Source organism: Rhizobacter sp. Root1238 (assembly GCF_001425825.1).
In the GTDB taxonomy this organism is placed as follows: domain Bacteria; phylum Pseudomonadota; class Gammaproteobacteria; order Burkholderiales; family Burkholderiaceae_C; genus Rhizobacter.
In genome coordinates, this window is the sequence record NZ_LMDM01000021.1 from 44,544 (window position 1) to 69,026 (window position 24,483).

At 70.5% G+C, this 24,483-nt stretch carries 16 protein-coding genes; 7 read left to right on the forward strand and 9 right to left on the reverse strand.

Annotated features, from left to right (window positions below):
- Positions 1-118 precede the first annotated feature (118 nt).
- From ASC98_RS16450 to ASC98_RS16470, 5 genes are all read right to left on the reverse strand, one after another.
- The gene (locus ASC98_RS16450; protein WP_056808199.1) at positions 119-3,127 is read right to left on the reverse strand and encodes a hypothetical protein; all 3,009 of its coding nucleotides are present in this window, start codon (positions 3,125-3,127) and stop codon (positions 119-121) included.
- An 88-nt stretch (positions 3,128-3,215) separates the two neighbouring features.
- Positions 3,216-4,637: a DUF3999 family protein gene (locus ASC98_RS16455; protein WP_056808197.1), complete on the reverse strand. Its 1,422-nt coding sequence runs from the start codon at positions 4,635-4,637 to the stop codon at positions 3,216-3,218.
- Positions 4,634-8,386: a DUF2339 domain-containing protein gene (locus tag ASC98_RS16460; RefSeq protein ID WP_056820238.1), complete on the reverse strand. Its 3,753-nt coding sequence runs from the start codon at positions 8,384-8,386 to the stop codon at positions 4,634-4,636. Before ASC98_RS16460 ends, ASC98_RS16455 begins: the two co-directional genes overlap by 4 nt.
- 93 nt (positions 8,387-8,479) lie before the next feature.
- Positions 8,480-9,517, reverse strand: coding sequence for a DNA topoisomerase IB (locus tag ASC98_RS16465; RefSeq protein ID WP_235581294.1), 1,038 nt, complete (start codon positions 9,515-9,517; stop codon positions 8,480-8,482).
- 85 nt (positions 9,518-9,602) lie between these two features.
- On the reverse strand, positions 9,603-10,064 hold the full coding sequence (locus ASC98_RS16470) for a PA2169 family four-helix-bundle protein (protein WP_056808194.1): 462 nt from the start codon (positions 10,062-10,064) through the stop codon (positions 9,603-9,605).
- A 214-nt stretch (positions 10,065-10,278) separates the two neighbouring features.
- On the opposite strand from ASC98_RS16470, the gene rpoN reads away from it, so the two are divergent.
- Both rpoN and ASC98_RS16480 read left to right on the forward strand, forming a co-directional pair.
- Entirely contained in the window at positions 10,279-11,754 is a 1,476-nt protein-coding gene (gene rpoN / locus ASC98_RS16475; protein ID WP_056808192.1) for an RNA polymerase factor sigma-54, read from the forward strand.
- 250 nt (positions 11,755-12,004) lie between these two features.
- Positions 12,005-13,903 (forward strand): PAS domain S-box protein, encoded by a 1,899-nt coding sequence (locus ASC98_RS16480; RefSeq protein ID WP_056808191.1) that lies wholly within the window; start codon positions 12,005-12,007, stop codon positions 13,901-13,903.
- A gap of 7 nt (positions 13,904-13,910) precedes the next feature.
- Here the strand turns inward: ASC98_RS16480 and ASC98_RS16485 are convergent, their stop codons facing one another.
- Positions 13,911-15,359 carry a sigma-54 dependent transcriptional regulator gene (locus ASC98_RS16485; protein WP_082541926.1) on the reverse strand — a complete coding sequence of 483 codons (1,449 nt, stop codon included), beginning with the start codon at positions 15,357-15,359 and terminating at the stop codon, positions 13,911-13,913.
- Here ASC98_RS16485 and ASC98_RS16490 point away from each other — a divergent pair.
- The gene (locus ASC98_RS16490; protein ID WP_235581295.1) at positions 15,280-16,047 is read left to right on the forward strand and encodes a DUF1003 domain-containing protein; all 768 of its coding nucleotides are present in this window, start codon (positions 15,280-15,282) and stop codon (positions 16,045-16,047) included. The genes ASC98_RS16485 and ASC98_RS16490 overlap by 80 nt on opposite strands.
- A gap of 319 nt (positions 16,048-16,366) precedes the next feature.
- On the opposite strand, the gene ASC98_RS16495 is transcribed toward ASC98_RS16490, so the two are convergent.
- Positions 16,367-16,651: a hypothetical protein gene (locus ASC98_RS16495; protein WP_056808187.1), complete on the reverse strand. Its 285-nt coding sequence runs from the start codon at positions 16,649-16,651 to the stop codon at positions 16,367-16,369.
- Between the two features lie 281 nt (positions 16,652-16,932).
- Here ASC98_RS16495 and ASC98_RS16500 point away from each other — a divergent pair, with 281 nt between their 5' ends.
- Positions 16,933-17,442, forward strand: a complete 510-nt coding sequence (locus tag ASC98_RS16500) for a hypothetical protein (RefSeq protein ID WP_157597936.1) — start codon at positions 16,933-16,935, stop codon at positions 17,440-17,442.
- Between the two features lie 84 nt (positions 17,443-17,526).
- Here the strand turns inward: ASC98_RS16500 and ASC98_RS16505 are convergent, their stop codons facing one another.
- On the reverse strand, positions 17,527-19,476 hold the full coding sequence (locus tag ASC98_RS16505) for a GGDEF domain-containing protein (protein WP_056808183.1): 1,950 nt from the start codon (positions 19,474-19,476) through the stop codon (positions 17,527-17,529).
- 268 nt (positions 19,477-19,744) lie between these two features.
- Between ASC98_RS16505 and ASC98_RS16510 the strand changes: the two genes are divergently transcribed.
- The 3 genes from ASC98_RS16510 to ASC98_RS16520 all read left to right on the forward strand — a co-directional run bounded on the left by ASC98_RS16510 (position 19,745) and on the right by ASC98_RS16520 (position 23,100).
- Positions 19,745-21,760 carry a DEAD/DEAH box helicase gene (locus ASC98_RS16510; RefSeq protein WP_056808181.1) on the forward strand — a complete coding sequence of 672 codons (2,016 nt, stop codon included), beginning with the start codon at positions 19,745-19,747 and terminating at the stop codon, positions 21,758-21,760.
- Between the two features lie 211 nt (positions 21,761-21,971).
- Positions 21,972-22,259, forward strand: a complete 288-nt coding sequence (locus tag ASC98_RS31115) for a DUF2185 domain-containing protein (RefSeq protein WP_162249273.1) — start codon at positions 21,972-21,974, stop codon at positions 22,257-22,259.
- Positions 22,260-22,323: 64 nt separating this feature from the next.
- Positions 22,324-23,100: a zinc ribbon domain-containing protein gene (locus tag ASC98_RS16520; protein ID WP_157597935.1), complete on the forward strand. Its 777-nt coding sequence runs from the start codon at positions 22,324-22,326 to the stop codon at positions 23,098-23,100.
- Positions 23,101-23,621: 521 nt separating this feature from the next.
- Here the strand turns inward: ASC98_RS16520 and ASC98_RS16525 are convergent.
- The gene (locus ASC98_RS16525) at positions 23,622-24,179 is read right to left on the reverse strand and encodes a Swt1 family HEPN domain-containing protein (protein WP_200953020.1); all 558 of its coding nucleotides are present in this window, start codon (positions 24,177-24,179) and stop codon (positions 23,622-23,624) included.
- Between the last annotated feature and the right edge of the window lie 304 nt (positions 24,180-24,483).

Here is a 24,483-nt window from a genome sequence, read left to right on the forward strand (position 1 = left end):
CGGATTCTGCGGGGACCACGCCGGGGCGAGAGCGGCAATAGCGCGGCAATAGCGTGTCTATTCCGCAAGGGCGTCGGATGGGGAGTAACAGGTGTGAAACACCTCGCGATCCGGTGCATCAACCGGACATCGTGGCGCTGGCCTCCGACAGTTCGGTCCGCAACGCGCTGAACCAGCTGGGCGCCAGCAGCCAGTGCTGAACGCGGTGCGCGTGTTGTCTGGCCCGGTCGAGCTGCTGTCGGCAACGCAGGCCGCAACCCGCATCGAACCACAGTGCAGCGCACATCAGCCGTGCGAGGCTCGCGGCTTCGAAGCTGTCGGCCACGGGCAGCGGCTTGTCTTCGATCAGGTAGAGGCAGGTCAACAGCGCCGCGAATGCGAACAGCCCTGGCTCGCCCTTCGACCTGATCGCGCGCCCTTCCGAACTGATCGCCCGCCCGCCTTGCGATGTGATGACCGATTCGACTTCTGCCGGGTCGCTCAAGGGTGGGAAGAGCCGGAAGAAGGCCCGCGATGCTTCCCCGGGTCTTTCACGAATCAGGCGCAACGTCAGTCGAACGATGTCCACCAGGTGCTGCGCTTGCTCGCGGCCATCGGCCGATGCCGCGCCCGGCAAGGCTTCGTGCAGAAGCAGCAGGCCATCGGCCAGCGGCGCGTTGTTCGGGTTCCGCGACGACGCGCGTTCCGAAGCGCCCAAGGAATCGGCCATCGCTGCACCCAGTGCCGCGATTCGCAGGCGCCGATCGGGTTCGATCTCGCCCATGCGCCTGAGCAGTTCGCCGATGCCTCCCTGGCCAACCCGCCCGCCTGGGACGAACAGGAAGGACAGGTCCCGCGGCGGCTCGAATCCGATCGTCTCCGCACGCTGCTGCCGCTCGTGCAGTGGCAGCAACAGCAGGCACTCGAGCACGGCCGGGCCGACCTGCTTGTCGGATCGGGCCAGGGTCTCGAACAGCACCGGATGCAGTGCGCGGCTGGCGGGATGAACGCGCTCGGCGCCGAGCAGACGGTAGAGCAAGTCGCGCACCGGTCGGCGTTCCAGCAGCATGGGATCCGCCATCACACGGACCAACAGATCGTCGAGCATCCGGCGACCCGGCACGGAAGCAGCTGCGCGGTTGAACATATCGCTCCCCATCAGGTGCTTCAGCAAGACGCGCACCGTGTTCGATTCAGGCCTGACCAGCTTGTGCGCCGCCAACTGGACGCTCGACTCCAACGCGTCGACACCGCACCGGGCGATCGCTGCATGGACGGTGCGCGGCTCCAGCGCAAGCTTGTCCAGCCCTTCCCGCAGCGCGATGCCGTCGAGCAATTCCTTCGACCGGCCGATCGCGCGCACCGCCAACGCGAGCAAGGTCGCCCGGTCCTTCGAATGCTGGAGCCGGCGGTCCACGCGCACGATGTCGAACCACTGCTGCATCTCCGCCGGGTCCATCTCCGATGACTGGTCGAGCCGAGCATGCGCGAAGGCCATGAACGCATCGCCGTGCCGTGCCCAGGTGAACCCGGGTTCTCGCCGGGACAGGTCGGCTTCCCAGGAAACAGCAGACGACCCGGAAGTGCGAACGATCGTGAACGGAAAGCCGGCCGCCAGCAACCTGCTGCAAGCCGCCTTGATCGCACCCTGGTCGCGTCGTTCCGCCAGGGTCGCCAGGAACTCCGGATGCCAACGGCCGGCGACGGCCTTGTCGCAGCATCGGACCGCCTGCTCGATCGCTTCGCGTCCCCAACCGGCGCCATCCGATGCCACGTCGGCCGCGACGCGGAGAATCGACGTCCGGCGGCAGGCGAACCACTCATTCGACGCGGCCGCCTGCAAGACATGGCCGACGCTGGCCAGGTCGTCGAGGCGCATCGGCCTGCCCTCGAGGGATGGCAGCGAGATCTCTTCGAGCAGGCGTGTCGCGTTCCTGGCTTGCCCTTCCCCGCAGACCAGGCCGCAGTCGATCAGCAGCCGCAGGTGCCGGGCGATCCGCAACAAGGTCCGTTTCGACACATCGTCTGCGCCAGCCTGCCTCCACAGCGTGGCGCACAGGCGCAAGAGACGATCGAAGCCGCCATCGTCCTCGTCGACCAGCGATCGGCTCAGCGCATGGGCAGCAAGCAACTGGACAGCCAGCGGGTGCGTGTCCTGGGCGGCAACGGCACTCGCCATCTCGGCGACATCGGCCGAAGACACCGCGACGATCGGCGCGAAGCCGGCGACACGCGGCTTGCCGTCGGACCCGCGCTCGAACTCCGGTTGCAAGGCCAGCGCATCGGACGCCCGGATGAAAGCCCCGAGCGCGTCCTCGTCGCGCAAGCAATCGTCGATCTGCCAATGGGTCAGGCCCCAGCGCTGCAACGCCGCGGACACCTGCCGGGCCTTCCGGCCGTTCACCTTGGCCTCGAGTTCGCCCACCTTCGTCCGGGCGAGGCCAATTCCAATTCCACCGCCACCGCCATCGCCACCACGGCGCTCGAGCTGTCCGAGGATCTGCCGCGCGGCAGCGAGCTTTGCCGCGTTCTGCTGCTGAGGATCGAATTCCGCGACATCGAGCAAACCGTGGATCAGATCGGTGAGTGGGTCGGGGTTCTCCGGCACGAGCAGTTCTTGCACCACGCGGCAGTGGTGCAGCAGGTCACCCAATCGGCACTGCGACGCGACATCGAGCGCACCTCGCACGGAAAGCTCGCGGGCCTGCTTCAGGCAGTCGTCGGCCTCGGCAATGAACTGCGCGGCATCGCCTGCACAAGCGAGCGCCGACGAGATCGACTTCTGCAGGCCGCCGGTCGTCGGGCTGCCTTTCAGCATCGACGCGAGCAGCGACCATCCCGGCGTGGAGCCCGCGTTCGACTCCATCGTCTGCGCCCGCCGAGGCTCGGTGGCCTGCGCAGGCTGCAAGGCATTGCCATGGACCCGCTCGGGCAGCGTGTTCCTCACCGTCGGATCAACGCCCTCGTGCGACGGCGCCAGGGTCAGGCGAAAACGCTTCAGGAACTGGCGGCTGCCGTCGCACTGGGCTCGATGCTTCTCAGCCGGCTCCCGCGGCGTGTTCGGCGGGGTGTTCGGCGGCGTGTTCCGCGGTATCCGCGTCGACTTCGAGGTCCTCCTGATGACGAACACCTGCTGCGTCGATTCCATCCGCCACCCCTCGCGCGTTCAACAAGCCGATGAGTGCCTGCATCGCTGCGATGGTTCCATCGGATGGCGAATCACCGCTCCACGCGGCTCACTCCGTCCCCTTCTCCTGCCCTGGCCCCTTCAACAGCGACCACGCCATCGCCGCCATCAGCGCGACGCCCGCCACCAGCGCGCCCCACAACCACGCGCGCGACAGGTCCGGCTGCACCGCGGGCATCGGCACCGACGCCGCCTTCACCACCGCTCCCACCGGTGATGGCGGCGTCGTCTCATCGGCCTGCAACACCGCCCGGTCGGCCGGCAGCAAGTCGCCGCTGCGGCGTGCAGGCATCAGTTCGGCCAGCGTCATCGACGGCGCGGCGGCCGCCGGTTCGACCCACGCGGTGCGGTACGGCGCCGCACCACGCGCCAGCATCACCAGCGTTCGCGGGCGCACGCCGATGCGCAGCCGCGGCGGCTGCGTGCCGAGCTGCGCGACGCCGCCGGCCACCTGCAGCCGCAGCTGCGGGTGCACCGCGCCATCCAGGTGCTGCACCGGCGAGCGCGATTCGCCGGTCGGCAGGCGCAGCCACCAGACGCTGCCCTCGGCCAGCGGCTGCCAGCCCGGCTCGGGCGCCGGCAGCGGCGGAATGCGCTTGTCGCGCAGCGCGTGCAGGTTGTGGTGCAGGCTGTGGTGCAGGTGCCGGCGCAACCCGTGCCGGTGCGACTGCTGCAGCGGCGCCCCCTCGCCGCGCGCCAACCAGCCGACCTGCGCCACCGTGTTCGCATCGTGCGGCAACACCTCCACCGCCTCCAGCGCCACCGCCGGCAGCGCGTAGTCGCAATGCTGCGCATCGCAGCCGGTCGGCGCGATCGGCTCGCTCCATTGCAGCGCGGGCTGCGGCCACTGCAAGGTGGCCGTCGTGACCTCGGCACCGGTCAGCTCGGGCACCGGGCCGCTGCCGAGGCTGCGCAAGCGGAGGTAGGTCGCACGCACGCCGCCCAGTTCGAGCACGCTGCTGTCCAGCCGCTGCCCCTGGTGCTGCAACGCCACCAGCTGCACCTCGCTGCGCACGGTGCGCCAGTGCGTCAGGTCCTCGCTCGCCTCCACCGCCACCGGATAGACGCCGTTCGCGCGGTCGGGCAGCGCGAGCGCCACCTCCATCACGGCGCCCTTCGCGCCCCGCAGGTCCAGCACCCAGCCGCGCGGCGTGTCGTCGGGCGCGTCCTTCTTCGCGGGCTTCGGTGCCGGCAGCTTGAAGACCGGCACGCTGCCGGTGGCCAGGCTTTGCTGCGCCGGCGCGGCATCGGCCCAGGCGTACGGCAGCGGCTCGCCGAGCGCGTTGCGCAGTTGCAGCCCGCGCAGGTCGGTCGTGCCGGCCTGCACCTGCCACGCGAGCGGCAGTTCGAGCGTGTAGTACGGCCCGACCCCTTCGAGCCGCAGCACGCTCGACGGCGCGGCGGCCACCGCGGCCACCGTCAGCGCGGCGGCTGCCGACACCGCCGCCATCGCCAGCCGGTTCGTCTTCATGCGGCCACCTCGCCTTCGGCCACCGCCGCCGCGCGCCGCGGTGGCACCGGCGCAAAGTAGCCGACCACCAGCAGCAGCACGCCGACCACGATGAAGGACACGATGCGGTACAGCCCGCCCTGGTCGGCCAGCTCGACGAAGAACAGCTTCAGCACCACCACGCCCAGCAGGCCCGCGCCGACGATCCACACGGTGCGCATCGCGCGCCGGTGGCCGAGCAGCATCAGCCCGACGCCAACCAGCGACCACGCGACCGACAGCATCGCCTGCGTCAGCGTCGATTCGAACAGCGAGGCCTCGTCCCACGGCACGCCGGCCGCATGGTGGGCGAGCCGCAGCACCAGGCCGGTGCCGACCGCGAACGCACTCAGGCCCAGCACGCCACGCACCACGGCCGGCGGCACCTGGTCGCGCACCGCCTGCGGCAGCGCCCGCCCCCACAGCGCGAGCACCAGCAGCGCCAGGCACAGGCCGATCTCCAGCGGATTGAGCAGCGGCAGGTACGGCAGCGGCGCGGCCGTGCCGTCATGCGCATTCGCCGCCCACACCCACAGCAGCAGGACGAGCGCGAGCGGCGCGGCGCCGGCCACCAGGTAGGCGTCGCGGAAATCCGCGACCGGCCAGCGGCGCAGCACCGCCGGCCGCGTCAGCGCGAACACCGCGGCGGCGATCACCGGCACCCAGCCGAGCACGCGCCAGGCCGAGCCGGGCTCGCTGGCATCGGCCAGGTGCTGTGCCAGCTCGGTCGACGCCAGCCCGACGAACAGCCACAGCCCGAGCACATGCAGCGCCTGCAGCGGCCAGCCGCCGAACCAGCCGGCCTGCCGGCGCAGCAACAGCCCGTGCCACAGCAAGGCCACCGGCCACGCGAGCCAGCCGAGGTGGGCCGACGGCGTGAGCTCGAGCGCCGCCATGCCGAGCGCGACCAGCACCAGGGCCGGCAACGTCAGTGCGGTGGCCTGCCCGAGCACGCGCCAGTCGCGCCAGGCCGCGAGCATCGTCGCGAGCAGCGAACTCGCGACCACGCAGCCGACCATCGCGGCCGGCCAGCCGTGCAGCGCCTGGGCCTGTCGCAGCAGGTGCAGCACCTGCGGCACCAGCATCAGGCTCCACCACGCGAGCGACCAGCCGACGATGCCCCATTGCACGACCGCCTGCCGCGTCCATGCGAGCGCCGGGCTCGAAGCCGGCCGTGCCGCACGCTGCAACGCATCGCCGGCCAGCAGCCCGGTCAGCGCGAGGCCGAGCGGCAGCCCCAGGCCGAGGCCGCCGAACGGCGCGTCGGCGAGCAGGTCGGGCCCGAACGCCAGCGTCGCGATGGCCGCGCCCACCTGCAGCAGCAGCCAGCCGAGCGCCAGCGCCGGGTGCGCGATGCGCAAGCCGAGCCACAGCGCGCCAACGCCCAGCCACGGCCACACCAGCGCCGCACGCTCTGCCGGCAACACGCACAGCAGCCCGAGCGCCACCACCGCCAGCCCGGCCAGCAAGGCCGCGCCGCTCGCCAGCGACCAGCGCGGCAACCCGTCGCGCTCGTCCAGCGCTCGCAGTTGCGCACGCAGCTCCAGCCACGCGGTGGCCAGCAGGCTGCCGCCGACCAGCAGGGCCGCGACCAGCCCCGGCCAGCCGTCGCGCGGCGCGTTCCCGGGGTCGAGGTGCAACGAACCCGCCAGGCCGGCCAGCGCGACCAGGTGCAAGGCGCCCGCGCACGCCGCCAGCACGCGCAGCGCAAAGCGGTGAGACAGCGCGGCCAGCACCAGCGCGAGCAGCGCCGTCGCGACCGAGGCCCACAGCGGTACCAGCAGCATCCCGCCCGGCAGTGCCGCCGCCGCGGCGGSGAGCCACGGCAGCGCGATGTCGTTGCCCTGCTCCCAGGTCGCGCGCTGCGCGACCGGGTGGCGCCGGTGCACGCGCCACATCGCAAGCACGCTGCCCAGCAGCAACAGCACGCCGATCAGCGAACCGTCGATCAGCGGCGTGCCCGGCCGCAAGTCGAGCGACAGCGAACTCGCCAGCCGGACCGCCGCGCCGGCCAGCACCGCAAGCGCGAAGGCCCGCGTGTAGAGCCGGTGCTGGCGCACGCCGAGCCAGAACATGCCGGCCGCTTCGACCGCCCAGGTCGCGCCGGTCCACGAGCCTTCGAGCGCCAGCGGGATCGCGAGCGTTGCGAAGATCACGCCGACGATGGCATGCGCCTCACCGAGCAGCGCATAGCGGCTGCGTGCACTGCGCAGCAGGCCGCCGCCGATCAGCAGGTAGAAGAACGCGAAGCCGAGCGCCGCCCAGGCCGGGCCGAACTCGGTGTGCTTGACCATCAGGTACTGCAGTCCGAAGGCGGCCAGCGGCACGCCGAACACCAGCGCGCTGTCGACCCGACCCACCTGCTGCAGCGCCTGCCGCGCGCGCTGCGCCAGCGGATCGCTTGCGACGCTGTCGTCGCCGAGCGCCAGCGCGCGCCGCGCGAACAGCACGCCGATCGCCGTGAACAGCACGAAGAACAGCAGCAGGAAGGCCTGCGTCGACGCATACAGCGCATCGGTGTAGTGCGCCTGCGCCCACGCGCCGGCGAGCGTGAAGGTGCCGACCGCGCCGATCAGGTTCAGCGGCCGCCAGGCCTTGTGCCAGGCCATCAGGAAGATGCCGACGTCGAGCACCGCGAGGTAGCTGAACAGCGCGATGTGGTTGCCGCCGCCGGTCGACACCAGCACCGGCGCGAGGAAGCCTTCGGCCACCGACACGTAGGCGAGCCACGGCGCGTTCTGCAGCACCGCGAGCGCCGCGCCGAGCACCGCGACGACCGCCATCACCACGAAGGCGGCCGTCGGCGGCAGCAACGCGTTGAGCCGCAGCGCGGCCAGCGCCGTCAGGTAGAACACGCCGATGCCCGCGCCCTGCAGGATCAGCCCGTAGCCGGTGCCGCCGGCGGCATCGCGCCGCTCGCGCAGGCGCCAGCCGATCACCAGCATCACGACGCCGACCAGCGCGACGCCGGCATAGCGGAACTCGACCGGCAAGGTCGCGCGCTCGGCCACGTAGCGCAGCAGGAAGGCGAGGCCGAGGAACAGGATCAGCACGCCCACCTTGACGATGGTGTTGCCGCCGAAGATCCAGCGCGCGACGAACGGCGGCAGGCGATCGCGCAGCGGCACCGGCGGCGGCGGTGCAACCGGTGCGGGCGGGTTCGCGCGCGAAGGCTCGGTCCAGCCCGGCGGCACGGCCGGCTCCGCGGCAGCCGCCGCGGCCACCGGCTCGGCGGCCGGTTCGACGACGGGCTCGAACGCCGCGACGGCAGGCGGTGCGGCCGGCGGCTCCACCACCGGCCCGGTCGCGAAGCGGCTCGCCTGGCCGGCGATCTGCGCGGCTCGCGGGTCGAGCAGCGGCTCCAGGTCGATCTCGAGGACGCGGTCGGCGACTGGCTGCGCAGCCGCTTCGGCCCCCTCCGCCACGGCACCACCCGACAGCCGCTGCACCTGCAGCCGCAACGCGCCGACCTCGTGCTCCAGCGCAGCCACGCGCTGCGCGAGATCGGGTGCCTTCGGCGCAGAAGCCTCCGGCACGGGTGGCGTCGCGGCGGCGGCCTCGTCCGGCATGTCGGGCCACGGCGCCGCGGCCGGCGCGGCGGCGTCGGCCTGCTTCGATTTGCGGATCTGCCAGATCACGATCGGCGTCACGATCAGCATCACCAGCCCACCGGCCGGCCCACCGAGCGCCAGGCCCACCAGGCCGCCCAGCACCGCATAGACGAAGTTCATCGGCCCTCCACCACTGTCCTTGTGGCGGCGATTATGACGACCGGTCCAGGCCCGTCCGGCCGCTCGCCGGCCCCTCTTCCGAGGGGGGGCCGGTCAGCCGGCGGTGAGGTAGGCGACCAGCTGCCGCTCGGCGACCGACCAGCCGCGCCGGCCGCGCAACGCGGCCAGGCGCTCGCCCGCGGCACGCAGCAGCTGCGGCGTGGCCTGCAGCACGCCCGGGTGCACATACGACTTGCGGCACACCGCGACGGTGTTGCCCAGGCGCTTCGCGACATCGGCCAGCACGTCGTTCAATTCGCGCCGCGTGAAGCCGGCGTCGTCGACGCGCTCGCCCGGCAGCTCGCCGAGCAGTGCCAGCGCATGCACGCTCGCGTGCCAGGTCCTGAAGTTCTTGGCGGTGAACTCGGCACCGCTGGTCTCGCGCAGGTAGTCGTTGACGTCCTCGCTGCCGATGCCGTGCAGCTCGCCGTCGTCGCCGACGTACTGGAACAGCGCCTGGCCCGGCATCGCCTGGCAGCGCCGCACCACGCGCGCGACGCGCGGGTCCTCGAGCGCCACGCGGTGCAGCACGCCGCTCTTGCCGCGGAACTGCAGCGTGATCTCGCAGCCGTTCACCTGCGCATGGCGGTTGCGCAGCGTCGTCAGCCCGTACGAGCCGTTGCTGCGGGCGTATTCGTCGTTGCCGATGCGGACCAGCGTGGTGTCGAGCAGGCGCACCACCGTCGCGAGCACCGTCTCGCGGCCCGGCCGCGGCGTCGCGGCTTTCAGGTCGCGCTGCACGCGCGCGCGGATGCGCGGCAGCGCATCGCCGAACTCCAGCATGCGGTCGAACTTGTCCGCATCTCGCACACGCCGCCATTCGGCGTGGTAGCGGTACTGCTTGCGTCCCTTCGCATCGCGCCCGGTGGCCTGCACATGGCCTTGCGCCGACGGGCAGATCCACACCTGCGTGTAGGCAGGCGGGATCGCCAGGCGTCGGATGCGCTCCAGTTCGCTGCGCTCGCGCAGCGGCCGGCCGTCCGGTCCGATGTAGCTGAAGCCCTTGCCGCGGCGCGCCCGGCGGATGCCGGGCACCGTGTCGCTGACGTACTGCAAACGAGGGGGGCGCTCGGCGCGTTCGGTGGCGGGCACGATTTCAGTGCAAAAACGACCGGGTGAAGTTTTCTGACGCCGGTAAGAACATCGGCAGCATTTACGCGCCGCCGATGCCCATCTGTTACGACGAACTCTTCGCGCGTTCGCGGTCGCGCAGCATCTTGATCTGGTCGTGGTTGCGCTGCACGCCGAGCTGCATGCGCGCGACGATCGACTTCACCGGTTCCGGCAGGTCGTCGTCCCGCAACGCGGCGCGGTAGCGGGCCAGCGCCGCGTCTTCGCCGCGCTCGCATTCGTCCAGCATCGCCTGGTCGGTGTACCCCACCAGCGATCCGCGCACCGCCACCCAGCCGCGGTGCAGCGAGCCGGCGGTGGTGCCGTCGTCTTCCGGTTCGCCGCCGTATTGCGCGACCAGCGGCGCCAGCTCTTCGGCAGCGCGGCGGCATTCGTTGGCGCGTTGCGTGAACAGCGTGCGCAGCTCTTCCGACTGCACGTGCTTCGCGCAGGCGAGGAAGCCGAATTCGCCGTCCTTCGAGGTCTCGATCAGGTCGTTCAGGGTGTCGACGATGTCTTCGTGGCTCATGGTCAGTTCCTTTCAGTGGGAGGCCGCGAGGCCCGTGCCTTTCTTCGGCAGTTGGCGTGCCCGACGGGGTGCGCCGTCCTCTCGTTGAAGGGGTGGTGGCATATGTGTTGCAGAGTGATGACTGCACATCCTCCCGTGCGGGGCATCGTCCTACGGCGCCCTTCCGATCGGGAGCAGGGAACACAGCACAACGAGCAGCCAGGAGACCGCGTACATGAATGCACCGATCCTTCGAACCGACGCGCGCCAGGTCCAGGGACTGACGCCGCGCCTGCAGCGCGCCGTGCGCCTGCTGCAGCTGTCGTCGCAGGACTTCGTCCAGGAGATCCGCGACAGCATGGTGACCAACCCCTTCCTCGAGCTCGAGGAGCCCGGCCCCGAGGCCACGCCGCCGGTGCTGCACGACCCGGTGCTCGCCGAGCCGCTGCCGATCGCCGACCTGACGGCGCTGACGCCGGCGAACGACGCGACGATGGACACGCTGCCGTCGGCCGAGGTCGAGGCCGACATGGCCTTCGAGCGCGACAGCTGGCAGGCCGGGCCGGGCAGCGTCGGCAGCGGCGGCTCGGGCGACAGCGACATCAGCGCGATGGAGCTGGTCGCGGCCGACGTCGACCTGCGCCAGCACCTGCGCTCGCAGATCAACATGCTGCCGCTGGTCGCGCGCGACCACGTGCTGGCCTGCACCATCATCGAGTCGCTCGACGACGACGGCTACCTGCGCACCGGCCTCGACGAACTGGCGGCGCTGGCCGCGCTGTCGCCCGCGGTCGAGGACTGCGAGATGAGCACCGCGCTGAAGCTGGTGCAGTCGCTCGAACCGGCCGGCGTGGCCGCGCGCAGCGTCGCCGAATGCCTGCTGCTGCAGGTGCCGCAGATCGAGGACGCCGACGAACGCGCGCTGGCCGAGCGCATCGTCGCTCAGCACCTGGCGCAGCTCGCGCAGCGCGACATCGCCGGCATCGCGAAGGCGCTGGGCGAGCCCGCCGCGCGGGTGGGCGCCGCCTGCGAGCGCATCCGCCACTTCGACCCACGCCCGGGCTGGCGCTACGGCGCCGAGAACCTGAACTACGTGACGCCCGACGTGATCGTCAAGAAGGTGCGCGGCACCTGGGCCGCCGCGCTGAACCATGCGGTGATCCCGCGCGTGAAGCTGAACCAGATGTACGCCAGCCTGTTCCAGCAGCACCGCGGCGGCGGCCACGGCGAGCTGGCGGCCCACCTGCAGGACGCGCGCTGGACGGTGCGCAACGTGCAGCAGCGCTTCTCGACCATCCTGTCGGTGGCGCAGGCGATCCTGAAGCGGCAGCACCGCTTCCTCGACGTCGGCCCGCTCGCGATGAAGCCGCTCGGGCTGCGCGAGATCGCCGACGAGGTCGGCATCCACGAATCGACCGTGTGCCGGGTCACCAACAACAAGTACATGGCGACGCCGGTCGGCGTGTTCGAGCTGAAGTACTTCTTCTCGCGCGGCATGCACACCGCGAGCGGCGGCAGCACGTCGCCGACCGCCGTGCGCGGCGTGATCCAGGGGATCATCGAATCGGAAGACCCGAAGAAGCCGCTGTCGGACGCCCAGATCGCCCGGTTGCTGCTGCGCCAGGGCCTGACGGTGGCGCGCCGCACGGTCACCAAGTACCGCCAGCTGCTGAAGGTGGAACCCGTCGAACGGCGCCGGCGAGCAGCATGACGACCCCTCGGTCGGAATACCGACCGATCCCCCGGGGGGATGCGGGTCGGCTTGGGGCGGCCCGGCGCTCGGCCCCCGCGTCGTTGAACGTTTCGCCATCCACAACCGACCCGACAGACTGCACAAAAAGTCACAAACTGCGCGGGCACGACACTTGCCAGTAGAAGTCAAGCGGCCAGCCGACATCCGGTGTCGGCCCCGTCCGACAGACCCCGGTCCGCGCACCCGCTCGGGCCCCCGAAAGCCTTTCATGCAGGACTGCGCCCAAACGCTCAACGCCCTCGGCCCCACGCTGTTCGAACGCCTGCCGCAAGCGGCCCTGCTCGTCGACGCCCAGGGCCATGTGCTGGCCGCCAACCGCGCGGCCCAGTCCCTGGCGCGCGGTGGCGACCTGCCGTCGGACCTGCTGCGCTTCGTGCCGTCGCTCGCGATGGGGCGCGCGCTGGGTGCCGGCGAGGAGTGGTCAGGTGAAGTGCAAGTCGGCTCCGGCGACGGCGTGCGGCCGTTCGACGCGCAGCTGTTGCAGCTCGGCGTGCAAGTTCCGCCGCAAGATTCGCAGGGTGCCGACGGCGCCCGCTTCATCTGCCTGCTGCAGCCGTCGCCGGTGCGCGGGCGCGACGGCGAGCGCGATTTCCGCAGCATGGCCGATGCCGCGCCGGTGATGATCTGGCTGGCCGGCCCGGACCGCTGGTGCGAATGGGTCAACAAGCCGTGGCTGCAGTTCACCGGCACGACGCTGGACGAAGAACGCGGCAACGGCTGGACCCAGGTGGTGCACCCGGAGGACCTGGAGCGCTGCATGGGCATCTACTCGACCAGCTTCCACGCGCGCCAGCCCTTCGTGATGGACTACCGGCTGCGCCGCCACGACGGCATCTACCGCTGGGTGCTCGACAACGGCGTGCCGCACACCAGCGGCGACGGCCGCTTCCTCGGCTACGTCGGCAGCTGCGTCGACATCCACGAGCGCAAGGAACTCGAAGAGCGCCTGGCCGAGCGCACGCAGGCGATGCGGCTGTCCGACCGGCGCCAGGGCGAGTTCCTCGCGCTGCTGTCGCACGAGCTGCGCAACCCGCTCGCGCCGATCGCCAACGCGGCCAGCGTGCTGCGCACGATGGAGGCCGAGAACCCGACCATCGGGCGCCTGCGCGAGATCGTCGAACGGCAGGTGACGCGGCTGCGCCGGCTGATCGACGACCTGGTCGACGTGACGCGCGTCGCACAGGGCCAGATCACGCTGATCAAGGAGCCGGTGGCGATCGACACGGTGGTGCGCGGCGCGCTCGACGGGCTGCGCACCAAGCTCAGTGCCGCCGGCCACACGCTGAAGACCGAGTTCCCGAAGGAGCCGGCCTGGGTCGACGGCGATGCGCTGCGGCTGGCGCAGGCGGTGTCGGCCATCGTCTACAACGCGTCGATCTTCTCGCGCGACCCCGGCGAGATCCTGGTGTCGGTGCAGGCGCGCAGCGGCCCCGCCAGGGACCAGGTGCAGGTGCGCGTGAAAGACCGCGGGCAAGGCATCTCCGCCGATTTCCTGCCGCATGTGTTCGAGCTGTTCGCGCGCCACGATGCCGGCACCGCGGCACGCCGGCCGGGGCTGGGCGTCGGGCTGACGCTGGCGCGGCGCATCGCGATGCTGCATGGCGGCGACATCTCGGCGTCGAGCGACGGGCCGGGCCTGGGGGCCGAGTTCGTGATCAGCCTGCCGCAGGTGGCATCGCCGGCGGCCACGACGGGCTCGCGCCAGAAGCCGCTGGTGATGGTGCCCGAGGACACCTACCGCGTGCTGGTGATCGACCCCGATCCGGAGACGCGCGACGTGCTGCGCCTGCAGATGGAGCTGTGGGGACACGAGGTGCAGACCGCCCCGACACCGGAAGCCGGGCTGCGCATCGCGCGCAGCACGCGGCCGCAGATCGTGCTGTGCGACATCAGCCATCCCGATTTCGAAGCGGCCGAGCTGCTCGAACCGCTGCGCAGCAGCCTGGTCGGCATGCCGGTGTTCTTTGCCGCACTGAATGCGCGCGGCCGCAACGACGACGACGAGGCGCGCGCGCTGGAGGCCGGCTTCGACGCCTACCTGGTGAAGCCGCTGCGCCCCGAGAACCTCGGCCGCCTGATCCACGCCTTCGCGACGCGGACCACGTAAGCACGGATCAGGACGACGCCCAGCTCCGGTCCTCGAGCCCGGCCGGACGCGTGTCGAGCACGTCGACGGCACCACCGGCGGCCTGGTATTCCTTCAGCCGGTTGTAGAGCGTCTTCAGGCTGATGCCGAGCGTCGCCGCCGTCTTCTCCTTGTGGCGCCCGAGGTACTCGAGCGTCGCCAGCGTGACCTGCCGTTCGATCTCGGCCAGCGGCGTGCCGACCCACACGGTGATCGCCGGGGCCCCGCCTTCGATGGCGGCCGCCGGCGAGGTCGGGATCGACGCACCCGACACCTCGCCGTCGGGCGACTGCGGCAGGCATTCGTCGTCGATCGTGCTGTCGAGCGCCATCACGTACGAGCGGTACACCACGTTGCGCAGCTCGCGCACATTGCCCGGCCAGTCGTAGCGCGCAAGGCGCTGCAGCGCCTGGGGCGAGAAGCGCTTGGCCATGCCCTCGCGCTCCGAGATCTGCTGCACGAAATGCTCGGCCAGCAGCGGCACGTCTTCGGCGCGCTGGCGCAGGGCCGGCAGGTGGATCGGGAACACGTTCAGGCGGTACAGCAGGTCTTCGCGCAGCTTGCCGCTGGCCACCGCCTGCAGCGGGCTGCGGTTGGTGGCGGCGATCATGCGCACGTCGGTCTCCAGCGTCTGCGTCGAGCCGACCCGCATGAAGGTGCCGGTCTCGAGCACGCGCAGCAGCTTGACCTGCAGGTCCAGCGGCATCTCGGTGATTTCGTCGAGGAACAGCGTGCCGCCGCTCGCGCGTTCGAAGAAGCCCTGGTGCTGGCGATCGGCGCCGGTGAAGCTGCCCTTCTCGTGGCCGAAGATCTCGCTTTCGATCAGGTGCGGCGAGATCGCGCCGCAGTTGACCGCCAGGAAGGGCTTGGCGCGCCGGCGGCTCAGGTCGTGCACCGTGCGCGCAACCACCTCCTTGCCGGTGCCGCTCTCGCCGGTGATGAACACCGTGACGGCCGTGGCGGCCACGCGCGCCACCTGTTCGTAGACACGTCGCATCGGCGCCGCGCGGCCCCACAGCGCGCCGAAATGCCCCTCGCTCTCCAGCGTGGCCATCAGGTCCGACGATTCCGCCTTCAGCACCGACGGCTTGGTCACGCGCGACAGCACGCCCTTCAGCTGCTTCAGGCTCATCGGCTTGACGAGGTAGTCGGCCGCGCCCAGGCGCAGCGCCTGGATCGAGGTGTCCAGGCTCGCCTGGCCGGTCATCAGCACCACGTCGGTGTTCGACATGCCCTTGGCCTCGTTCAGCAGTTCCATGCCGTTGCCATCGGGCAGCATCAGGTCCAGCAGCACGATGTCGGGTTCCTGCAGCGCGAGTTGCCGGCGCGCGTCGCGCAGCGACCCCGCGGTGGCCACCGTGAAGCCCTCGCTCGCGATCAGCATCGCCATCGTCTCGGCCGAATCCGGCTCGTCATCCACCACCAGGGCGTGCGGCATCACAGTACTCCTCTTGCGGACGCCGACGCCCGCAGCAAGCGGCCCGGACACGCCGGGACCACGCGGAACCGCCGGGCACAACGATTGCCCTGACGGTTCATCGACCACTCCACCGCTGACCATGCACCGGTCACCATCCAAAGCTTCCTCTCGAGCAACCCACCGCAGCGACTACCGCAGCGCCGAGTCGGTGGACGACCTGACGCAAGCCAATGTGAAGGCCATCCAGCGACTCGAGCACGAAGCGAGCCGGGTCCGCGGCCCGATGGACCGCTTTGCCGACCAGGTCAGCCGTTTCTGCGGCAGCCCCGCCTTCTTCTGGGTGCACGTCGTGTGGTTCGCCGGCTGGATCGCGTTCAACGCACGATCCGGCCCGGGCACCTTCGATCCGTATCCGTTCACGTTCCTGACCCTCGTGGTGTCGCTGGAAGCGATCTTCCTGTCGACCTTCATCCTCATCAGCCAGAACCATGCCGCCCGCATCAGCGAACGGCGCAACCAGCTCGACCTGCAGATCAACCTGCTGACCGAACAGGAGAACACCAAAATGTTGCAGATGGTTGACCGCATCGCGCACGCGGTCGGTGCGATCGACGACCAGGACCCGACGCTGCAGGTGCTCGAGCAGGCGATGCGGCCCGAGAAGCTGGCCGAGCAGATCGACAGGGCGGCCGAGCGCAAGGCGTGAGGCACCCCGCTCGCCATCGACGGTGCGTTGGCAATCTCTGCCGTCTTCGTTACTGCTGATCACCGGGTCGTTCCCTTGTCGAGCCGAGCCAGCGGCCAAAGTGCGCGACGATAGCGTGCGTCGGCGGGCCCTCCGGCCTGCAGTGGTAACGAGGCGTCAACGCGGCCGTCGGCAGTGCTGCGGCACAGCTTGCGTGTTGTCACACACGCGGTTCGGGTGCGCGTCGGCGTGTGTCGCCGCACCAACGCGCCACGCGGCACCTTCACTCCGGGGATGGACACGAGAGGGCAGCACATCGGAACGACCCACTGCCACCACATCAGCCGAGCGCGAAGCAACGCAGGTGCAGGTCTGCACCCGGCGCAGCACCGGCTCCGCTGCGACGAACCTGCTTCGCACAGGCCCGCAACGCTTGTGAAACCGCTGCCACGAGTCTCGACGGCGGGCGCACCGCACGGCCTTCGCGCAGCAGGCTGTCGACCAGGAACCCGTCCTCGTCGATCATCTCGGCGAGCAGGCGCTCTTCTTCGTCGAACAGCACCGCCCGCGGCGACTCCTTCGAGCCGAAGAGCAGCAGGTACCGGGCGCAGTTGTTTCTTTTCATGGCGGCGATCTGGGGAGTCAACATCTGGATGGCGGATGCTCCCCCAGCTCGGCGGTCCGGACCAGTCGCCGGCACCGGATTCGAGCGTCGGACAACGCCTACGCGGTCCTACAAGGGCCGGGCCGCGCCGAAACGCAGCGAGCCGGCCTACGCGACGCCCTCCTCCCCTCCTACACCGCCACGGGTGCGCGGCCGCTGTGCCGGCAGCCCACGCCCGCCTATCGTTGCGCGACGCGATTCGCCACCCGGATCGCCGCCCATCCACCCGGGAGTTCACCCACATGCGAGCCCAAGCCGCCCCCATCGCCACCCGCTCCCGAGAGGCCGGCTTGCCGATGCCGCACGACGTGCACCCGTGGAATGCCCCGGGCCTGGATGTCGGGCTGGTCATCGACCGTGACCGGCAGTTCGTGCAGATGCTGCGCCACTACCGCGAGAGCGGCGGCCTGGCGCGCGGCGACGAGGTGGTCGAGCGGCTGGCTCAATGCGGCAGCCGCGGCGTGCCGACGCTTGCGCGGCAGATCGTCGAGCGCAGCGTGCTGAGCTTCGAATGGCGCGGCGAGCTGTGGCTGCCGATGTTCCAGTTCGAGCGCACCGACATGGCGGTGAAACCCGGTCCGCAACAGGTCGCGATGGAACTGGCGTCGGTCTTCGATGCGTGGAACACCGCGTTCTGGTTCGTGCAGCCCAACCCGTGGCTGACGGGGCGCATGCCGGTCGACGTGCTCAACACGGACCTGGCCGAAGTCATCCAGGCCGCAAGAACCGACCGCTTCGTCGCGGCGGGCTGATGACGACCCCTCGCCCGGCGGGTACGCCGAGCGATCCCCCGGGGGATGCGGGCCGGCTTGGGGCGGCCCGGCGCTCGGCCCGCCCTACGACGTGACGCTGCCGGCCGGAACGGTCGGCGCGGGCGCTTCGGCGGCTGCCGTGCCGCGCGCCGGCGGCAAGCCCATCGCACCGATGCGCGCGACGCATCGGTTGCGGCCGCCGCGCTTGGCTTCGTAGAGCGCCTCGTCGGCTCGCCGCAGCACGCTGCTGACGGTGTCGCCGCTCTCGGCGAGCGTGATGCCGATGCTGATCGTGATGTTGCGGTCGGGCAGCCAGCGCGACACGTCGAGTTCGGCCACCTTCAGGCGCAGCCGCTCGGCCGCGGCGATCGCGGTGTCGAGGTCGACCTCGGGCAGCACGACGATGAACTCCTCGCCGCCCAGCCGGCCCAGCTCGACCGGCGCTCGGCCGCTGTCGCGCAGCACGGTGGCGATGGCCCGCAGGATGTCGTCGCCGACCAGGTGGCCGTGCGCGTCGTTGATCATCTTGAAGAAGTCGAGGTCGACGATCAGCAGCGCGCAGGGCTGCGCCTGTGCCAGCAGGCCCTGCAGCTTGCCCAGCACATGGCGGCGGTTCGGCAGGTGCGTCAGCTCGTCGGTCATCGCGAGGTCCTGCATGCGGTGGCTGGTGCGGCGATGGCGCCAGACCAGCACCCCCATCACGACCACCAGCAGCGCGGCCAGTGCGATCACCACCGCGCGCAGCGCGCTGGCGCGGCGCTCCTGGTCGAGCGCGCGCTCGGTGGCCGCCTTCTCGCGCATCAGCAGCTGGTTCTCCTTGTCCTTCGCCGCGCTGTCGAACTCGACCTTCAGCGTCGCGAAGCGCTGGTCGAGCTGGCGGTGGAGCAATTCGTCGGAGACGGCCTTGTACTTCTGCTGCTGCTCGAACGCGCCGCGCCAGTCGCCCTGGTCGGACAGGGCCGTCGCCAGCTCGCCGTAGGTGGTGGCCAGCTCGGCGCGCGAATCGGCGCTGGAGAACACCTTCTGCGCTTCGCCCAGCGCGGCCAGCGCCTCGGCCGGGCGGCGCAGCAGCCGCATCGCGATGCCCCGCTGCAGCAGGATCTGCGCGCGCAGGCGCTCGTCGGGCGTGCGGTGGTGCAGCTCGCTCGCCTGGTCGAGCAGGCCGAGCGCACCGGCCGCATCGCCGCGCGCGTTGCGCACGCTGGCCAGGCCGCGCAGCGCGTAGGCCTCGCCGCGCGGGTAGCCGATCTCGCGGCTCAGCGCCAGCACCGCCTCGAAGGCGTGCTGCGCGGCGTCCCAGTCCTTCAGGTTCTCGAGCGCCCGGCCCAGGTTGTGCTGCGTGACGGCCTGTTCGCGGCGCAGACCGGCGGCCTGCTGCGCCTTCAGCGCCGCCTCGAAGTAGTAGCGCGCCTGGGCGTGGTCGCCCATGCGGTTGTAGAGGATCGCGATCGCGTTCAGCGAGGTCAGCGCCTGTTGCGGCATGCCCAGCCGCTCGTACAGCTGGTTGGCCAGGCGCAGGTCGAACAGCCCGTTCGCGAACTCGCCGCGCACGCCGCGCAGGTAGCCGCGGCGGTACAGGCCGTCGGCGCGCTGCTCGTCTTCGTGCATCTGCTCGGCGACCGCGACCGACTGCTCGTACAGCGCCATCGCCTGCACGCTGTCGCCGGCCAGCTCGCGCAGGTCGCCTTCGCAACCGAGCAGGCTGGCGCGCAGGCGCGGTGCCCGCGGCAGCAGCGCCCGGGCCTGGCCGAGGTGCACTTCGGCGGCCGCGCGGTCGCGCTCGGCGTGGTAGTCGCACAGCAGCCAGTGGGCGAGCACCAGCGCATCGGGGTCGGCGGCGGCACCGGCCTGGTCGAGGTCGGCCAGCGCCTGCTCGGCCAGCTTGCGGCCCTGCTCGGGGTCGCTGCGCATTGCGGCGCGGCTGCGCTCCAGCATCGATCGCGCCGGCGTCTCGGGCGCAGCCGCCCGCGCCTGCGGCGGCAGCAGGCTCGGCAGCACGACCAGGAGGCAGATCAGCAGGCGCGGCAACAGCATGGATTCCGGAGGAGTCGGGTCGGGATGGCGCGCAGTGGCGACAGCGGGGGATTGTCGCCCGGGTGTCGCCCGATGCAGCCGGTCGCGGCGAGGAATGTTCACGGACTGCGCCGGGGCCCGACCCGGAGGGCGCTGGTGGCGCCGAGCGGCGCCGCTATGATCCGCGACAGCCATTTTCACTTGGTGATTAGGTGCGGATGGTCAGGTCGGGCCGGATGTTTGCGCATCCGGCCCGACCGCTTTTGACGACCTGCATTCCGTGAGCACCATGAGCCTGGCCGACCTGCGTGAGGCCCTGAACGCCGAACTGGCGGCCACTCCCGAGTACTACGACTTCAAGGTGCTGCGCAGCGAGCGCGACGGCCCGCTGTGGCGCGTGACGCTGGTGCCCGGCCACGTGCATGCCGAAGGCCAGCGGCCGGGCCAGGCATCGGCCCAGGCGCTGCTGGACGACAGCCTGGACGGCGCTTCGGCCTGGTGGGGCGCGCCGGCCAAGGGCGGTGCCAGCGTGCTGGCCGTGCTGCCCGAAGACGACCAGCTGGTGTTGCAGAACGCGAGCGCCCCGCCGCCCGGCCCGGACTTCCTGATCCGCCTCTACCCGACCCGCTTCCTGAATGCGGTGGCCGACGCCTGGTGGGACACGCCGTGGGCCGAACGCGCGCTGGCCTGCCTGCCCGACCTGGCCCGACCCCGCCCGCTCGACGACGGGCCGGCGCTCGGCGGCACGCCGTTCCGCTGGCTGCGGCCGGCGCAGCGCGAGGCGCTGTCGCTGGTGCGGCACGGCAGCGGCTTCCTGTGGGGGCCGCCCGGCACCGGCAAGACGACGACGCTGGGCGTGCTGCTGGCCGAATACCTCGACGCCCGGCCCGCCGCGCGCGTGCTGCTGCTGTCGACCACCAACCAGGCGGTCGACCTGGCGACGCTGGCGGTCGACAAGGCGCTGCAGAGGGGTCGGCGAGAGCACTGCCGGCCCGCCGTGCAACGGCTGGGCACGCGCTTCGACGCGGCGGCCTATGCCGGCCGCGAGCACCTGATCCCGACCGACGACCACGACCTGATCGCGCGGCTGGCGCGGGCCGAGGCGGCACGCCCCTCGTCGCGCGACGCCACCGGGCTGAAGGCCTGGGCCGACCGCGTGGCGGCGCTGCGCGACGAATTGCGCCGGGCATCGCTGCGGGTGCTGCAGCGCTGCCGGCTTGCCGCGATGACGACGACGCGCGCGGCCTTCACGCTGAAGACGCTGCGCGAGCTGTCGCCGGGCGACGAGCCGCCGTTCGACCTGGTGGTGTTCGACGAGGCCAGCCAGGTGAGCCTGGCGCATGCGCTGGCGTTGATGCCGCTGGGCCGCGCCCGGCTGTTCGCCGGCGATCCGCAGCAGCTCTCGCCGGTGCTGCGCAGCACCGACCGCGGCGCGCGGCGCTGGCTGGGCCGCTCGGCGTTTGCCGAGATGCCGCGCGGCGGGCCGTCGGTGGTGCTGCTCGACGAGCAGTCGCGCATGGCCGGGCCGGTCAGCGAGCTGGTCAGCCACCTGTTCTACGACGGGGCGTTGCGCGTGGCCGCCGATGCACAGGCCTCGCCGGCGTGGCAGGCGGCGCGCCGGCGGGCGCTGGGGGTCGTCGATGCCGACACGCATGTGCATGTGCATCGGCTGAAGACCGATGGCGCGTGGTCGGCTGCCGAGCGCGGGCCGGTGCGGCGCGAATCGGCCGATGCCATCGCCGAGGCGGTGGCCGGTGCGCTGGCGAGCGGCGACTGGCAGCCGCCGGAACTGATCGTGCTGACGCCGTTCCGGGCGCAGCGGGCGCTGATCCGGCAGCGCCTGCGGGCGCGCGGGGTGCCCGAGGAGGTGAGGGTCAGCACCGTGCACCGCGCGCAGGGCAGCGAGGCGCCGGTGGTGCTGTTCGACCCGGTCGACGGCGCGCAGCCGTTCCTGCAGACCGAAGAGGCGCAACGGCTGGTGAACGTGGCGCTGAGCCGCGCGCAGGCCAAGGTGATCGTCTACCTGTCGCCGGCCGATGCGACCAACCCGCTGCTCGCGCCGATCGTGCAGCGGATGCGGCTGGCGGGGGACATGCGCGAGGCGGTACCGTTGCTGGCGCTGGCTCGCCACGCGGAGTTCCCGGCCAATGCGCTGGGACGGCGCGTGGTCGCGGGCCGGCACACCGGCGAGGTGTGCGGGCTGAGCCCCGACCGGTCGCAGTTCTGGATGGTCAACGAGCGGACGGGCGCCCGGCAGTTGTTCGACGCGGCGTTCTGGCGCGAGCGGGCGCTGGGCTCGGGCTGAAATGCGGCCGCGCCACGGTGGCCAGCCATGCTTGCGAATGACGAGATCGCCCGGCGGACGCGCTGCAATCGGCGCATCCGGACAAGCCACTCCAGTTGTTTCCCAACGAAGTCGGCGTATCGGCGCGGTACCGTCCACACGTGGAAGCTTGGCGACAAGCACAATGGCGCCTGACCGTTCCGGCTCAACCTTCCTTCCAACGCCTTCTCGCATGACCCCTCTCACCTGCGTGGCCACCGAGGTCATCACCACCCACCAGAAGCCTGTCGGCTATGCCTACCGCACCGCCCCGGCAACGCCCACCGACAGCGGCTGGCGTTTCCTCAGCGGCAGCGAAAGCGAGAAGTACATGAACCAGCCCACGCACTACATCACCTGCGTGCTGGCGGACTTCGCACGCGAGCATCCCGACATCGCGCCCCTGCTGGACCACCCGGCCGGCTCGGCCTTCGAGCGCGCCGATGGGAGCGAGGTGTTCGAGGCGGTGCCGCTGGATTGAGCGGGCCGATGGCGATCCCGCAGATCGACCTTGCGAGCCTGGCCACCTCCTGACGCCGCAGCCCATGTTCAGCCGATGCCCCAAGTGCGGTCATGCCCCGCTGCCTGCCGACCAGTCGTTGCCGGCCGCGTGCCCGGCGTGCGGCGTCATCCTGGCCAAGCTGGCAATGGTGCCGGCGGGCAGCGAGCCGGCGGTTCGCGCAGGCCGGCGAACGGCGCCGGCCGACGACGCCGAGGGGCCGCAGCCGGGGTGGTTGGCGCGGCTCGCGCACGTGCCGCCGCGCGTCGATGCCGTGCGCTGGTGGCTGCGGGTCGCGCTGCTGGCCGGCTTCGGCCTCTGGGGGCTGTGGCTGATCTCGATGGATTTTCGCGACGGCAGCATCGCCCAGTCCTTCGTGCACGGGCCGCTGCTGGTCTTTCACGAAGCCGGGCATGTCGTGTTCATGCTGTTCGGCGAGTGGATGACGATCGCGGGCGGCACGCTCGGGCAACTGTTGATGCCGGCCATCCTCGGCGGCGCGCTGCTGCTGAAGAACCGCGACCCGTTCGGAGCGGCCATCGGCCTGTGGTTGCTCGGGGTGTCGCTGCTCGACGTGGCGCCGTATGTGTACGACGCGCTGGTGCCGCAGCTGACGCTGCTCGGCGGTCACACCGGCGAGGACGGCCCGCACGACTGGATCTACCTGCTCGGCTCGATGGGCCTGCTGAAGAAGGCGCAGGGGCTCGGCAACCTGGTTCACAAACTCGGCGCGCTGGTCGTGCTGGTGGCGCTGGCGTGGGGCGCATGGCTGCTGAAGCGCCAGCACGCGCGGATCGACGACAAGGTCCTGTTCGAGGAGTGAGGGTGCCGTGAAGACGGCGCCATGAAAACAAAAAAGCCCCGCAACACAAGGTTCGCAGGGCGTCGTCGGTGTCCAGCGAATCTCGGGGACGAGGCTCGCTGTACACAGGTCTAGGTCTGGCGGAGTCGGAGGGAGACATCCGACACGCCTGCAACCCGCATGAATACTGGCTTCCCGGCCTTCCCACTTCTTCCGGGGTCACACTCCGGGGTCACAGTCGGGGTCACGCCTGTGATCGGCGATCTTACCCGAGACCACTGCAATTCCGCTGGACCATCCCTGGTTCAACCCTTCCTCGTCTCGCCACGGCCCGCTTCCACGGCTCCTGAAAAACAGATGCGGAAAACACGCTCTGGCACTTTGGACCGTCACTCCGGTGGACAGCCACTGGGCCGAGTACGACGGTGCCGACACCTTGCGGGCCGCGCTGCAATCGCTGTCCACTTAGGCTGAAAGCGGTCTCTGAAAGTCAGGCTTTTCCTTTGGGACCGCTGCTCCGACCGGCAGGTGCCAGTCTTCCGCTACTCCATCAATCGAAACCAGTCACGAACCGTTAGCTGAAGACGAAGTTGCTCATCCTCTGCGAGCGGCGAGCAGTGGGCGATGGGGTTGCGCAGGGCATTCAAACTCGCCATAACTTTCTGAACCGCCCGCTTGCTCGTAAACAGCGTCCCTCCAAAGATGTCCCAATTCGCTTGAATCAGGTCGGAGAGTTCGCCGAACGTTGTGTAGTCGAGCTCGTCCATCGACCTGCGAGTCACGCCTGCGTCAAGTTCCTTTTGTATGCGGCTCGTCACCTCTTGCTTGATCGCCTGCGGGACCCGGGCAGACTTCCACCATTCATCAGTTTTTTCGGCCGCCTCGATGGTCTGCGATATCAGCACGCGAATAGAGGTCTCTAGTGAATAAAAGACTTCGTAGTGTTTCGCCATTTCTGCAGCCTCAGCACGCACGGCAGCGTCGAACTGAGGGTAATACACAGCCTCCACGGCCTGAGGTGCTGACGGCATGTGTCCCAATTCGATTCCGTGCACGCGTGAGATGCGCGTGAGATCCTCGGTAAGCATTTGGTTCGTCATCCCAAACGCCTTGATCTCATGGAGTGCGTCTTTATTCATTGCTCGACAGCAGATGCTCTTTAAGACTGCGGAAAATGGCGTTGAAGACAGCTTGATCGGCCGTTGCCGGAAGGTTCAAATTGATCGTGTACGACAAGTTAAGACCGAGCTTTCCGTCTGAGGGGAGTCGCGGTCCTGGCAGCGCCACGGTTTGACTACCTTCTAAGGAACCACTGATTTATTCGGGCAGATCTCGATGGCCGAATGAGCTGCGGACGGCGAGGATGGCGGCATGAAACAGACGAGCTTTGCGAGCCTGGAGTAC